This window comes from Paraburkholderia sp. PAMB 6770, assembly GCF_057748135.1.
Window position 1 is genome coordinate 291,724 of record NZ_CM173238.1, and the last position, 12,944, is coordinate 304,667.

Here is a 12,944-nt window from a genome sequence, read left to right on the forward strand (position 1 = left end):
TCCGACGGGGCAGCTGCGCCGCCCGGCACGCGGGCCGGCTTTGCCGATATCGACTGGTCGGCGCCGTGGTTCGCGCCGTTTGCCGCGCGCGGCGAGCGCTGGCAGCGCGCGGCGTGTGCCGGCGCAGCCGAACTGCTCGCACGGATGAACGACGATGCGCGGCAGTCGGCGCATGTGACGGGCCGCGGCAAGCCGCTCGCGTTCATTGCACAGGACGCGCTGCCCGCGGGCAGCGCGTACGAGGCGCACATCGCGGCGACGGGTGGGGTGCCGACGCGCCACAACCTGCACGACTTCTTCAACGCATCGGTGTGGTTTGCGTTTCCGCGCATCAAGGCGGCGCTGAACGCGCGCCAGGCGCAGGCGCTCGATCGGCTCGGCGTCGGGCCGACGCGCGGCGACGTGCGCGATGCGCTGACGCTCTTCGACGAGAACGCGCTGCTGTTCGCGTGCGCCGATCCGGCGCTGTGCGCGGCGCTGCGCCGCTTCGACTGGACGACGCTATGCGTCGCGAACCGCGACGCGTGGGGAAGCCGGTGCGAAGCGCGCTGTTTCGGTCACGCGCTGCTCGAAAAGCTCATGACGCCCTACAAGGCCTGCACCGGGCACGCATGGATCGTCGACGTGCCCGCCGCCTATTTCGGCTGGGACCGCGTTGCGCGGGACGCCTGGCTCGACGCGACGGTCGGCGAGGCGCTCTGCGCGAATCCGGCGTTGACGCCGCGCCTGTTCGCGCCGCTGCCGGTGCTCGGGATTCCCGGCTGGTGGCCGGCGAACGCGTCGGCGTCGTTCTATGCGGATGCTGCGGTGTTTCGCGCCGGGCGCCGGGGGCGTGACGCCGGTCTGGCGGCCGGGCAGGGCGCGTCATGAGTCGGGAAGATCGCCGGTCGGACCGGCGAGGACGCTTCGCCGGCCGGGGATGGTAAAATCGCCGCCAGCAAAGCGGGCCAGGCAGTCGCGGCCCCGGCGGTTTCGGCCGGCGGGGGCGAGGAAAGTCCGGACTCCACAGGGCAGGGTGATGGCTAACGGCCATCCGTGGCGACACGCGGAACAGGGCAACAGAAAGCAAACCGCCGATGGCCCGGCGCAAGCCGGGATCAGGCAAGGGTGAAACGGTGCGGTAAGAGCGCACCGCGGCTGCGGCGACGCAGACCGGCACGGTAACCTCCACCCGGAGCAATTCCAAGTAGGCAGGCGCGCATCTTCGCGATGCAGGACGGGGCCCCCGTCTCGTCTGCGGGTAGGAAGCTTGAGCGCGTCAGCAATGGCGCGCCTAGAGGAATGGCTGCCACGCGCAGCGCGCTTTGGCGCGTTGCGTGCACAGAATCCGGCTTATCGGCCCGCTTTGCCGCTAAATGAACGAATGCCGGCGTCCGCAAGGACGCCGGCATTTTTTTTGGATGCGCGCTCGCGCGGTCAGCTTGCGACGATTTCGAACGAGTGCGTGAGTTCGGCCGTCTTCGCGATCATGATCGACGCCGAACAATACTTGTCGTGCGACAGGTTGATCGCCCGCTCGACCGTGGCCGGATTCAGGTTCTTGCCGGTGACCGTGAAGTGGAAGTGGACCTTCGTGAACACCTTCGGGTCTTCGCTCGCGCGTTCCGCCTTCAGCGTGACCGAGCAGCCGGCGATCTCCTGGCGGCTCTTCTTCAGGATCATCACGACGTCATAGGCGGTGCAGCCGCCGGTGCCGAGCAGCACCATTTCCATCGGCCGCGGGGCGAGGTTGCGGCCGCCGCCTTCGGGGGCGCCGTCCATCGCGACGAGGTGGCCGCTACCGGTTTCGGCCGCGAACGCCATGCCGTCCTGTCCCATCCAGCTTACTTTGCATTCCATGCGTGTACTCCCGCGTGCGCTTGAATTCGAGTCGGCATTGTAGCCCGCGGTCCGCGGGTTCGCCTGGGTGCGCGAGGCGCCGGCTCCGCGATCCCGCAGGGCTTGCGTGTTGCGCCGCCGCATGACACGGGGGATGCGGGATTGTCCTGGCGATTTTAGGGTAATCCCTCTAGACTTGGCTGGTGCCAGCCGGGTAGGTTATTTGTAACTCATTGATTGAGCAAACTTTTCTGCGTCTTGCGCATCGCGCCCAATTTTTCATATTGTGAATTGTCATTTCGCATCGCAAACATTCTTGCGATGCACAAGAAATAGTCTTATAATTTTTTCCATTGGTTGCGGATGTTCAGCGACCTCAGCATGTCTCCTCCACCCTCCTCCATAGGTGGATTAAACCCGAACAGCGCGTTCGGGTTTTTTTTCGCCCGCTCCGCCCGTCATCGCCTGTTTTGCGCATGCTTTGACTTCGTGGCCGAATTTCCTCTATAATTCAAGGCTTTTCCGCATCCGCCCGCCGGAAAAAGAACAGGGAGAGCCTGCACTGCGCCTCGATGCGCCATCGCCAAGCAGGAAACAATACAGGGCAAAGCATTTTTATTGGATCGATCATGAAGACGTTTTCCGCAAAAGCCCATGAGGTGGCGCGCGAATGGTACGTGATTGACGCGACGGATAAGGTTCTCGGCCGTGTCGCCAGCGAAGTGGCGCGCCGTCTTCGCGGCAAGCACAAGCCTGAGTTCACTCCGCACGTCGACACCGGTGATTTCATCATCGTCATCAACGCCGGCAAGCTGAAGGTCACGGGCAACAAGACCACGGACAAGAAGTACTATCGCCACTCGGGCTACCCGGGCGGTATCTATGAAACGACGTTCGGCAAGATGCAGGAACGCTTCCCGGGCCGCGCGCTCGAGAAGGCGGTCAAGGGCATGCTGCCGAAGGGCCCGCTCGGCTACGCGATGATCAAGAAGCTGAAGGTCTACGCCGACGCTACGCATCCGCATTCGGCGCAACAGCCGAAGGCGCTCGAGATCTAAGGGGAGCCCATATGATCGGTAACTGGAACTACGGTACGGGCCGCCGCAAGAGCGCAGTCGCCCGTGTCTTCATCAAGGCGGGCAAGGGCGAGATCGTCGTCAACGGCAAGCCTATCGCCGACTACTTCTCGCGCGAAACCTCGCTGATGATCGTGCGCCAGCCGCTCGAACTGACGAACCACGGCACCACGTTCGACATCAAGGTCAACGTGACGGGCGGCGGTGAAACGGGTCAGGCGGGCGCGGTGCGCCACGGCATCACGCGCGCGCTGATGGACTACGACGCGACGCTGAAGCCGGCACTGTCGAGCGCAGGCTTCGTCACGCGTGACGCGCGTGAAGTCGAGCGTAAGAAAGTGGGTTTCCACAAGGCACGCCGCCGCAAGCAGTTCTCGAAGCGTTAAGCGCTTCGGCGGGCCGCGGTATTGCCGCAGCCGCTGCGAAAGCCGCCCGCGCGCATGCGCCGGCGGCTTTTTTCGTTGGGGCGCCCGGGCGGCCGCGCCGGCGCTGCGGCAAAACCCGCCGAAGCGGCGCGTTCTGGATAGAACCCATTGATTTTGTGGGCTTCAGCACGATATCCGGATCAGCCCTACAATAGCGGCTAGAAGCTTTTTTGGAGAGTCCGAATGAACGCAGTCACCGACACCCCCGTGACCGAGATGCCTGCCCCGCTGGTTTTCACGGACGCGGCGGCCGACAAGGTCAAGCAGCTGATCGAAGAGGAAGGCAACCCGGAGCTGAAGCTGCGCGTGTTTGTGCAGGGCGGCGGCTGCTCGGGCTTTCAATACGGTTTCACCTTCGACGAAGCGATCAACGAAGACGACACCGTGATGGACAAGAGCGGCGTGCAGCTGCTGATCGACTCGATGAGCTACCAGTATCTGGTGGGCGCCGAGATCGACTACAAGGACGATATCAACGGCGCGCAGTTCGTGATCAAGAATCCGAACGCCACGACGACCTGCGGTTGCGGCTCGTCGTTCTCGGTCTGAGCAGCCGGCAGGTCCGGCAAGTTCGTCAAACGGGGCTTTCAGCCCCGTTTTTCATTGGTGCGGGTGTTTCGGCGCGTTCCTGCGGGTTCCCGCGCGTTTCGGCGGACGTGGGTCAGCGCGGATAGATCGCGCCGAGCACGCGCTCGCCCGCAGCGCCGGTGACCGCGCCGAGATTGCCGGGTTCGCGCGCGACACAGCGCATCGCGAGCCATGCAAAAGCGAGCGGCTCGACCTGATGGGGCGGCACCCCCAGCGCCTCGGTGGTCAGCACCGGGACGCCGCGCACGCCGCTTGCCTCGAGCGCATCCTGAATCCCCTTCATCAGCACAGGATTGCGCGCGCCGCCGCCGCACACGTAGACGGCCCGAACGTCGGAGGCGTGGCGCTCGATCTCCCGTGCGACCGTCACCGCGGTGAGCGCGACGAGCGTGGCCTGCACGTCGGCGGGCGACACGTCCGCGAACGGCTGCAGTTTTGCGTCGAGCCATGCCGGATTGAACAGGTCGCGGCCCGTGCTCTTCGGCGGCGGCGCCTCGAAAAACGGTTCGTCGAGCAACGCGTTCAGCAGGCGCTGGTTCAACTGGCCGCTGGCCGCGAAGTGCCCGTGCTCGTCATAGGGCTTGCCGAGATGCCGCTGCGCCCACTCGTCGAGCAGTGCGTTTGCCGGTCCGCAATCGAAGCCGCGCACGCTGCCGGCCGCATTCAGGATCGTGATGTTGCTGATGCCGCCGAGGTTGCAGACGACGCGCGTTTCGCCCCTCGCGCCGAACACCGTCGCGTGGAACGCCGGCACCAGCGGCGCACCCTGGCCGCCCGCGGCGACGTCGCGGCTGCGGAAATCGGCGACGATGTCCAGGTGGGTCATCTCGGCAAGCAGCGCCGGGTTGTTGATCTGCCGCGTGTAGCCTTTCTCCGGCCGGTGGCGCACGGTCTGGCCATGCACGCCGGCTGCGCGCACGTCGGCTGCGCTCAGCCGGCTCGCGCGCAGCAGTTCGTGGCAGCAGACCGTGTAGCGCGTCGCGAGCGCATTGGCGGCCAGCGCCTCGCGCTCGATTTCGTTCTCGCCCGGCTGCTGGAGCGCGAACAGCGCTTCGCGCAGTCCTTGCGCGAAGCCGACAAAGGCTTCCGCGAGCACGAGCGGGGGCTTGCCGGTGACGAATTCCACCGCGACGCCATCCACGCCGTCCATGCTGGTGCCCGACATCAGCCCGAAATAGATCCCGTCTGCGTGGGTGTCCTGCGTCACGATGCGGCTCCTGTCAGTCGTTGAAGTTGCGGTGTCCGTCCAGATTAGCAGCGCTTGCGGCGCGCAGGTAGTGATGCGTACACGCAAAACGGCGCGCGGCGCGGTGTCGGCGGCTGCCTGACGGCCGCTGCCACCCCGCTTGCCCCCCCGCTAGCCACCCGCTTGCCGGCCGCGTCGACGCGTATCTGTGGGAAAATCAGCTTTTTTGCGCATTCCCGTTCCCGCATGAGCCAAGAGTCCACGCCCCAGTCCCGTCCCGCCTACCCGATCACCGACGAAGTCCGGCACGCGCTGGCCGTCACCCGGCGCGGCGCCGATGAGTTGCTGATCGAAGAGGAGTTCGCGCAGAAGCTCGCGCGCAGCGCGGCCACGGGTACGCCGCTGCGCATCAAGCTCGGCCTCGATCCGACGGCGCCCGACATCCATATCGGCCACACCGTCGTGCTGAACAAGATGCGGCAGTTGCAGGACCTCGGCCACACGGTGATCTTCCTGATCGGCGACTTCACCTCGCTGATCGGCGATCCGTCCGGCCGCAACGCGACGCGGCCGCCGCTCACGCGCGAGCAGATCGAATCGAATGCGCGGACCTATTTCGAGCAGGCCTCGCTCGTGCTCGATCGCGAAAAGACCGAGATCCGCTACAACAGCGAGTGGTCGATGCCCCTCGGCGCCGACGGCATGATCAAGCTTGCGTCGCGCTACACGGTCGCGCGCATTCTGGAGCGCGAGGATTTCACGAAGCGTTTCCAGGGCGGCGTGCCGATCTCGATCCACGAGTTTCTCTATCCGCTGATGCAGGGTTACGACTCGGTTGCGCTGAACGCGGACCTCGAACTCGGCGGCACCGACCAGAAGTTCAACCTGCTCGTGGGCCGCGAACTGCAGAAGCAGTACGGGCAGGAGCAGCAATGCATCCTGACGATGCCGCTGCTGGAGGGGCTCGACGGGGTCGAAAAGATGTCGAAGTCGAAGCACAACTATGTCGGCATCAGCGAAAAGCCGTCGGAGATGTTCGGCAAGCTGATGAGCATTTCGGATACGCTGATGTGGCGTTACTTCGAACTGCTGTCGTTCCGCTCGATCGACGAGATCGCGCGCTTCCGTCAGGAGACGCAGACGGGCCGCAACCCGCGCGATTTCAAGGTGCTGCTCGCCCAGGAGATCGTCGCGCGGTTCCATTCGCCGGCAGACGCCGGGCGTGCGCTCGAGGACTTCAATCACCGCGCGAAGGGCGGGGTGCCGGACGACATTCCGGCGGTCACGCTCGCGGGGGCGCCGCTCGGTATCGGCCAGTTGCTCAAGCAGGCGAACCTCGTGCCGTCCACTAGCGAGGCGCTGCGCAACATCGAGCAGGGCGGGGTGAAAATCGACGGCGCGACGGTCTCCGACAAGGGGCTGAAGGTCGAGGCCGGCGAGTACGTCGTGCAGGTCGGCAAGCGGCGCTTCGCGCGCATCACGCTGACCGCATGATTGCGCTGATCCAGCGGGTGCTGCGCGCGGACGTGCGCGTCGGCGATCAGGTGTGCGGCGCGATTGGCCCGGGGCTGCTCGCGCTGGTCTGCGCCGAGCGCGGCGACACCGAAGCCGTCGCGCAGCGCCTGCTCGCCAGGATGCTGGGTTACCGCGTGTTCGGCGACGCGAACGGCAAGATGAACCTGTCCGTGCAGAACATGGACGGGGCGGGGCAGGCCGGCGGTCTGCTGCTCGTCTCGCAGTTCACGCTGGCTGCCGACACGAACAGCGGCCTGCGCCCGAGTTTCACGCCGGCGGCGTCCCCCGATGAAGGCCGCCGGCTGTTCGACTATTTTGTTGCCGCCGCGCGTGCGCAGCATCCGGTCGTCGAGACCGGCTCGTTTGGCGCGCACATGCAGGTGTCGCTCGTCAACGACGGGCCCGTCACGTTCTGGCTGCAGGCGCGGCCCTGACGCGCGGGCCCGGCGCGCCGGGAGTTCTATTCATGGCCACGCAGATTCTTTTCATTCGCCATGGCGAAACCGCCTGGAACCAGATCAGGCGCATTCAGGGACACCTCGACATTCCGCTTGCCGGGACCGGTGTCGAGCAGGCGCAGCGTCTGGCCGACCGGCTGTCGGCGGAGTCCGGCCAGGGTGTCCGTCTCGACGCGATCTATTCGAGCGACCTGCTGCGCGCGCAGCAAACCGCACAGCCGATTGCCGATGCGCTCGGCCTGCCGTTGCGGTTGAACGCCGGTTTGCGCGAGCGCCATTACGGTGCGTTTCAAGGCTACGACAAGGATGAAATCGAGGCGCGTTATCCGCTCGAATACGCGCACTGGCAGACCCGCGATGCCGGTTTTGCGCCACCGGACGGCGAGTCGATGCGCGCCTTTTACCATCGCGTGACGACGGCGGTGAAAGCGCTGGTTGCGGCGCACGCGCATCAGCGGATCGCCTGTGTCGCGCATGGCGGGGTGCTCGATTGCGTGTACCGGCTCGCGCGCGATCTGACGCTCGAAGTGCCGCGCGACTATCCGCTGCTCAACACGAGCGTCAACACGGTAGAGTTCGCGCAGGACGGGGCAAAGGTGCTGGCATGGGCCGACGTAGCGCACCTCGACGCGCCCAGCGACGACGATTCGCTCCAGCGCTTGCCCATGCCCGGGCGCTGAACGCGTCAGCCTTCGGACGCGGCGACCCGGCGCCGCGCGCGGCGGGACACGCCGTTTGTCAGCGCCCAGCGCAGCACGGGCGCAACCATGAGTTTCACGCCGGGCCTGACGAGCGCGCGGCGCACGCCCGCGAAGCCGCCGAAGCCGAGCATCTGCTGCGCCCACGGCGGCAGCAGGTCGATGCCCGCATTCAGCGTCAGGATGCCGGCCGGGCGCAGCGGCAGGCTCGCGGGCCGCGCATTCATCAGGACCCGGACGACTTCGCGCGTGCGCTCGCTGGTTTCCAGTTGAGGGCGCATCGCGAGCAGATAGGCGTCGATGGCCGCGCGCGTGCGAGGAATCTCGAGCGCGCCGAGCCGCTCGGCGATGCACGCGGTTTCGGCGAAGTAGCGGTCCTGCTCGGCGAGCGGCAGCGCCGGGTTCACGTAATGCAGATGCGCGTTCAGAAAGCTCGAGACCTCCGCGACATGCACCCAGGTGAGCAGCGCGGGATCGCTGGCGCGATAGGGTCGCCCGTCGGGCGCGACGCCGGTTACGCCCAGGTGAATCTGCTTGACCCGCTCGATCAGCGCGAGCGCGTCGCGGCGGTTGCCGTACGTGGTGCCGGCGATAAACGTGGCGGTGCGGCGCAGGCGCCCGAGGATGTCGGTGCGAAACGACGAGTGATCCCACACGCCCGCAAGCGCGAGCGGATGCAGCGTCTGTAGCAGCAATGCGCTGATGCCGCCCGTCATCATCGACGTGAAATCCGCGTGGATTTTCCAGCACACGGCGTCCGGCCCGAACAGCCCCGGATCGCCGGGCGGCGACGAATAATCGAGCGTCGGGCCGCTGCCGCTCGTCAGGTGGGTGACGCCGTCGGCGACCCTCGCGCGCAGATGCGCGGCGAGCCGGTCTGCGAGACCGGCGTGCGGCGGGTGGCGGGCGCGATCCTGCATGGGCGGGGGCTGGCGTGCGGGCAAGGCGCGGGCGGCGCGCGCCTCACGACGCGTTCGCGTCCCACAGGCCGCGCACGGGACTCGCGGCGTCCGGCGCGGCGAGGCCGAAGTGGCGGTAGGTCAGCAGCGTCGCGACGCGGCCGCGCGGCGTACGCTGCAGGAAGCCCTGCTGGATCAGATACGGTTCGAGCACGTCTTCGATCGTGTCGCGTTCCTCGCCGATTGCGGCAGCCAGGTTGTCGACGCCGACCGGGCCGCCATCGAACTTGTGCAGGATGGCTTCGAGCAGCTTGCGGTCCATCAGGTCGAAGCCGACCGGGTCGACGTCGAGCATGCGCAGCGCCGCGTCGGCCACTGCCGCGGTGATATGGCCGTCCGCCTTGACTTCCGCGTAGTCGCGCACCCGGCGCAGCAGCCGGTTGGCGATACGCGGCGTGCCGCGCGCGCGCCGCGCGATTTCAAACGCGCCTTCCGGGTGGATCTGCGCATTGAGCAGCGCCGCCGAGCGCGTGACGATGCGCGCAAGCTCCTCGGCGTTGTAGAACTCCAGCCTTGCGACAATGCCGAAGCGGTCGCGCAGCGGATTGGTGAGCATGCCCGCGCGGGTGGTGGCGCCGACCAGCGTGAACGGCTGCAGGTCGAGCTTGACGCTGCGCGCAGCCGGCCCTTCGCCGATCATGATGTCGATCTGGTAGTCCTCGAGCGCCGGGTACAGGATTTCCTCGACGACCGGCGAGAGCCGATGGATTTCGTCGATGAACAGCACGTCGTTCTTTTCGAGGTTCGTGAGCAGCGCGGCGAGGTCGCCCGCGCGTTCGAGCACCGGCCCGGACGTCTGCCGCAGATTGACCCCCATTTCCCGCGCGACGATGTGCGCGAGCGTGGTCTTGCCGAGCCCGGGTGGCCCGAACAGCAGCACGTGATCGAGCGATTCGGCGCGGCGTTTGGCCGCCTCGATGAAGATTTCCAGCTGCCCGCGCACCTTTTCCTGCCCGACGTACTCGTCGAGCTGGCGCGGACGCAGCGCGCGCTCGAACGCTTCCTCGTTCGGCGAAACGGGCGTGGCGGCGATGATGCGCTCGGCGGCGAGTTTGTCGGTTTCGATCATGCGGCCATTGTACCGCGCAGCGCCCGGTCCCGAAGCTGGCCGAACGGCCAGGGTGCGGGCGCCGGCACGCTGTGCGAAGCTTGATCACGGGGCGCTTGCTGCCGCCGCCCCGGCCGCCGGCATCAGGATTTCGAGAGCGCCTTCAGCGCGAGCTTGATGCCGTCGGACACGCTCGTGCCGGCCGGCACGTTCTTGACGGCGGCAAGCGCTTCCTTTTCGGAGTAACCCAATGCGAGCAGTGCGTTCAGGATATCGGTGGCGTGGCCGGATGCCGGCACGCCGCCCGCCGCCGCGCCCAGGTCGGCGCCGAGCTTGCCCTTCAGCTCCAGCAGCAGCCGCTCCGCCGTCTTCTTGCCGATCCCCGGCACGCGCGTGAGGCGCGTCGCATCCTGCAGCGTGACCGTCTGCGCGAGTTCGTGCACGCTCATGCCGGACAGCACCGCGAGCGCCATGCGCGCGCCGATCCCGCTGATCTTCAGCAGCTCGCGGAAGGTCGTGCGCTCCTGTGCGGTGCCGAAGCCGTACAGCAGATGCGCGTCTTCGCGCACGATCATCTGGGTCAGGAGGACGACCCGCTCGCCGGTGGCCGGGAGGTTGTAGAACGTGCTCATCGGCACGTCGACTTCGTAGCCGACGCCGTTGCAGTCGACGAGCAGATGCGGTGGGTTCTTTTCCAGCAGGACGCCGGCAATGCGACCGATCATGGTGGATTCAATCGTGGCAGAAAGCGCGAGTGTAGCGCAGCGCGTCTGCGCGCTGGGCAATGTTGGCGCCGACGGGCGCCGGGGTATCGGCCGGGCTTCGCGAGCGCGGCCCGGATCAGCCGACGAGCCGCCCGCGCCGCACCCGCAGGCCCTTGCGGGCGAGCGCCGGCGCGAGGCCGCCCAGCACGTCGAGCGTCGTGCCGCCGTGCGCGTGGCAGATCGCCATGCCGAGCGCGTCCGCGGCGTCGGTGCCGGGCACGCCAGTGAGGCTCAGCAGGCGCACGACCATCTGCTGCATCTGCTCTTTCGTTGCGCGTCCGTAGCCGACCACCGCCTGCTTCAGTTGCAGCGCGGTGTATTCGGCCACCGGCAGGCCATTGGCCACCATGGCGCAGATCGCCGCGCCGCGTGCCTGGCCGAGCAGCAGCGTCGATTGCGGATTGACGTTCACAAAGACCTTCTCGATCGCTGCCTGATCCGGGGCGTGCTGACGGATCAGCGTCGATACGCCTTCGAAGATGGTGCCGAGCCGCGACGGCAGGTCGGCATCCGCCGTCCTGATCGTGCCGCTTGCCACATACGTCAGCCGATGGCCGTGCTGTTCGATCACGCCGAAGCCTGTCACGCGCAAGCCGGGGTCGATGCCGAGAATTCTCATGAGGGAGCTACGAAGTCAGTGCCAGCGATACTACAACGAACTGGCGGCGGGACAAACGGCGAACCGGCCGCCGTGCGGCACGTGCCAGTAAAAAAGCCCGGCAGACGGGTCTGCCGGGCTTCGTGCGGTGCTTTCATGCCCCGCTGCACCTGCCGCGTGCGGCTGAGCGCCGCGCGCCGGCGCCGTGTGTCAGTGGCGGAAATGGCGGATGCCGGTCAGCACCATCGCGATGTTGTGCTCGTCGGCCGCGGCGATCACTTCGTCGTCGCGCATCGAGCCGCCCGGCTGGATCACGCAGCTCGCGCCCGCCGCCACCACGACGTCGAGGCCGTCGCGGAACGGGAAGAACGCGTCCGAGGCGACCGCCGAGCCGTTCAGCGTGAGCCCGGCGTTCTGCGCCTTGATGCTCGCGATGCGCGCCGAGTCCACCCGGCTCATCTGGCCCGCGCCGACGCCGAGCGTCATGCCGTTGCCGCAGAACACGATCGCGTTCGACTTCACGAATTTGGCGACGCGCCAGGCGAACAGCAGGTCGTCCATTTCCTTCGGTGTCGGATGGCGCTTCGTGACCACGCGCAGTTCGTGCGGCTGCACGTTGTGTGCATCGAGCGACTGCACCAGCAGCCCGCCGCCGACACGCTTCAGGTCGAACGCGTGATGGCCGTCGCCGAGCGCGATCTCCAGCAGCCGCACGTTCTGCTTGGCCGCGAACAGCTCGCGCGCCGCCTTGCTGAACGAAGGTGCGATCAGCACTTCGACGAACTGTTTCGCGACTGCCTGCGCGGCGGCCTCGTCCACTTCGCGGTTGAACGCGATGATGCCGCCAAATGCGGATGTCGGGTCGGTCTGGAATGCCTTTGCATACGCTTCGTGCGCGTCGATACCCACCGCGACGCCGCACGGATTCGCGTGCTTGACGATCACGCAGGCCGGCGCGTCGAAGGTTTTCACGCATTCCCACGCGGCGTCCGAATCCGCGATGTTGTTGTACGACAGCTCCTTGCCCTGCAGCTGGCGGTAATTCGCCAGCGCGCCGGCCGGCGTGTTCAGGTCGCGGTAGAACGCGGCGCTCTGGTGCGGGTTCTCGCCGTAGCGCAGGTCCTGCACTTTCTCGAACGAGAGGTTGAAGACCGCCGGATACGGGTTGCGCGACGTGTGTTCGAGCGTGTCGGTGAGGCTCGTCAGGTAGTTCGTGATCGCGCCGTCATATTGCGCGGTGTGCGCGAACACCTTGGTTGCGAGACGGAAGTTGGTCCAGTACGACACCGCGTTGCCGTTCGTGCGCATTTCGTCGAGCACGGCGGTGTAGTCGGCCGGGTCTACCACCACAGTGACATCGCGGTGGTTCTTCGCCGCCGAGCGCAGCATCGTCGGGCCGCCGATGTCGATGTTCTCGATCGCGTCTTCGAGCGTGCACTGCTCCTTCGCGACCGTCTGCACGAACGGGTACAGGTTCACGACCAGCAGGTCGATCGTCGGAATCCGGTGCTGTTCGAGCGCGGCCATGTGCTCCGGCAGGTCGCGGCGCGCGAGAATGCCGCCGTGTACCTTCGGGTGCAGCGTTTTCACGCGCCCGTCGAGCATTTCCGGAAAGCCCGTGTAGTCGGCGACTTCGGTGACGGCGAGGCCGGCGTCGGCCAGCAGCTTCGCGGTGCCGCCGGTCGACAGGATCCTGACGCCGAGGTCGGACAGCGATTTCGCGAAATCGACGATGCCGGACTTGTCGGAAACGGAGATGAGCGCTTGCTTGATCATGATGGGTTGTGAAAAAGCCGGTGGGGACGAGGTGG

14 protein-coding genes and 1 other RNA gene are annotated in these 12,944 nt (G+C 66.8%); 8 read left to right on the top strand and 7 right to left on the bottom strand.

Annotation, left to right across the window (positions count from 1 at the left end; all coding sequences use genetic code 11):
• Positions 1 to 48: 48 nt before the first annotated feature.
• Positions 49 to 870, top strand: coding sequence for a DUF3025 domain-containing protein (locus tag AC3AP7_RS01470; protein WP_475767846.1), 822 nt, complete (start codon positions 49 to 51; stop codon positions 868 to 870).
• 69 nt (positions 871 to 939) lie between these two features.
• Positions 940 to 1,351: RNase P RNA component class A (rnpB, locus tag AC3AP7_RS01475), an RNA gene on the top strand.
• Positions 1,352 to 1,416: 65 nt separating this feature from the next.
• Here the strand turns inward: rnpB and AC3AP7_RS01480 are convergent.
• Complete coding sequence (locus AC3AP7_RS01480) at positions 1,417 to 1,839, bottom strand: OsmC family protein (RefSeq protein ID WP_475766287.1); 423 nt, start codon at positions 1,837 to 1,839, stop codon at positions 1,417 to 1,419.
• Positions 1,840 to 2,447: 608 nt separating this feature from the next.
• Here AC3AP7_RS01480 and rplM point away from each other — a divergent pair.
• The 3 genes from rplM to erpA all read left to right on the top strand — a co-directional run bounded on the left by rplM (position 2,448) and on the right by erpA (position 3,868).
• Positions 2,448 to 2,876 (top strand): 50S ribosomal protein L13, encoded by a 429-nt coding sequence (gene rplM / locus AC3AP7_RS01485; protein ID WP_475766284.1) that lies wholly within the window; start codon positions 2,448 to 2,450, stop codon positions 2,874 to 2,876.
• 11 nt (positions 2,877 to 2,887) lie between these two features.
• Complete coding sequence (gene rpsI / locus AC3AP7_RS01490; RefSeq protein WP_475766281.1) at positions 2,888 to 3,280, top strand: 30S ribosomal protein S9; 393 nt, start codon at positions 2,888 to 2,890, stop codon at positions 3,278 to 3,280.
• Positions 3,281 to 3,502: 222 nt separating this feature from the next.
• Positions 3,503 to 3,868, top strand: a complete 366-nt coding sequence (erpA, locus tag AC3AP7_RS01495) for an iron-sulfur cluster insertion protein ErpA (RefSeq protein ID WP_475766279.1) — start codon at positions 3,503 to 3,505, stop codon at positions 3,866 to 3,868.
• A 112-nt stretch (positions 3,869 to 3,980) separates the two neighbouring features.
• Here erpA and AC3AP7_RS01500 read toward each other — a convergent pair whose 3' ends face one another.
• Positions 3,981 to 5,114, bottom strand: coding sequence for an anhydro-N-acetylmuramic acid kinase (locus AC3AP7_RS01500; RefSeq protein ID WP_475766277.1), 1,134 nt, complete (start codon positions 5,112 to 5,114; stop codon positions 3,981 to 3,983).
• Positions 5,115 to 5,339: 225 nt separating this feature from the next.
• Between AC3AP7_RS01500 and tyrS the strand changes: the two genes are divergently transcribed.
• Genes tyrS through AC3AP7_RS01515 form a run of 3 tightly spaced genes read left to right on the top strand, consistent with a single transcriptional unit; the run spans position 5,340 to position 7,746 of the window.
• Positions 5,340 to 6,587, top strand: a complete 1,248-nt coding sequence (gene tyrS / locus AC3AP7_RS01505) for a tyrosine--tRNA ligase (protein ID WP_475766274.1) — start codon at positions 5,340 to 5,342, stop codon at positions 6,585 to 6,587.
• The gene (gene dtd / locus AC3AP7_RS01510) at positions 6,584 to 7,042 is read left to right on the top strand and encodes a D-aminoacyl-tRNA deacylase (protein WP_475766271.1); all 459 of its coding nucleotides are present in this window, start codon (positions 6,584 to 6,586) and stop codon (positions 7,040 to 7,042) included. The genes tyrS and dtd overlap by 4 nt, the downstream gene beginning before the upstream one ends.
• Before the next feature lie 32 nt (positions 7,043 to 7,074).
• Positions 7,075 to 7,746 (top strand): histidine phosphatase family protein, encoded by a 672-nt coding sequence (locus tag AC3AP7_RS01515; protein ID WP_475766269.1) that lies wholly within the window; start codon positions 7,075 to 7,077, stop codon positions 7,744 to 7,746.
• 5 nt (positions 7,747 to 7,751) lie between these two features.
• Here the strand turns inward: AC3AP7_RS01515 and AC3AP7_RS01520 are convergent, their stop codons facing one another.
• The 5 genes from AC3AP7_RS01520 to purH form a co-directional block, all read right to left on the bottom strand.
• Positions 7,752 to 8,684 (bottom strand): oxygenase MpaB family protein, encoded by a 933-nt coding sequence (locus tag AC3AP7_RS01520; RefSeq protein ID WP_475766266.1) that lies wholly within the window; start codon positions 8,682 to 8,684, stop codon positions 7,752 to 7,754.
• A 43-nt stretch (positions 8,685 to 8,727) separates the two neighbouring features.
• On the bottom strand, positions 8,728 to 9,792 hold the full coding sequence (gene ruvB, locus AC3AP7_RS01525; RefSeq protein ID WP_475766263.1) for a Holliday junction branch migration DNA helicase RuvB: 1,065 nt from the start codon (positions 9,790 to 9,792) through the stop codon (positions 8,728 to 8,730).
• A gap of 122 nt (positions 9,793 to 9,914) precedes the next feature.
• Positions 9,915 to 10,496: a Holliday junction branch migration protein RuvA gene (gene ruvA, locus AC3AP7_RS01530; protein ID WP_475766261.1), complete on the bottom strand. Its 582-nt coding sequence runs from the start codon at positions 10,494 to 10,496 to the stop codon at positions 9,915 to 9,917.
• Between the two features lie 115 nt (positions 10,497 to 10,611).
• Positions 10,612 to 11,154, bottom strand: a complete 543-nt coding sequence (gene ruvC / locus AC3AP7_RS01535) for a crossover junction endodeoxyribonuclease RuvC (RefSeq protein ID WP_475766259.1) — start codon at positions 11,152 to 11,154, stop codon at positions 10,612 to 10,614.
• A 189-nt stretch (positions 11,155 to 11,343) separates the two neighbouring features.
• Positions 11,344 to 12,909, bottom strand: a complete 1,566-nt coding sequence (gene purH, locus AC3AP7_RS01540) for a bifunctional phosphoribosylaminoimidazolecarboxamide formyltransferase/IMP cyclohydrolase (RefSeq protein ID WP_475766256.1) — start codon at positions 12,907 to 12,909, stop codon at positions 11,344 to 11,346.
• Positions 12,910 to 12,944 lie beyond the last annotated feature (35 nt).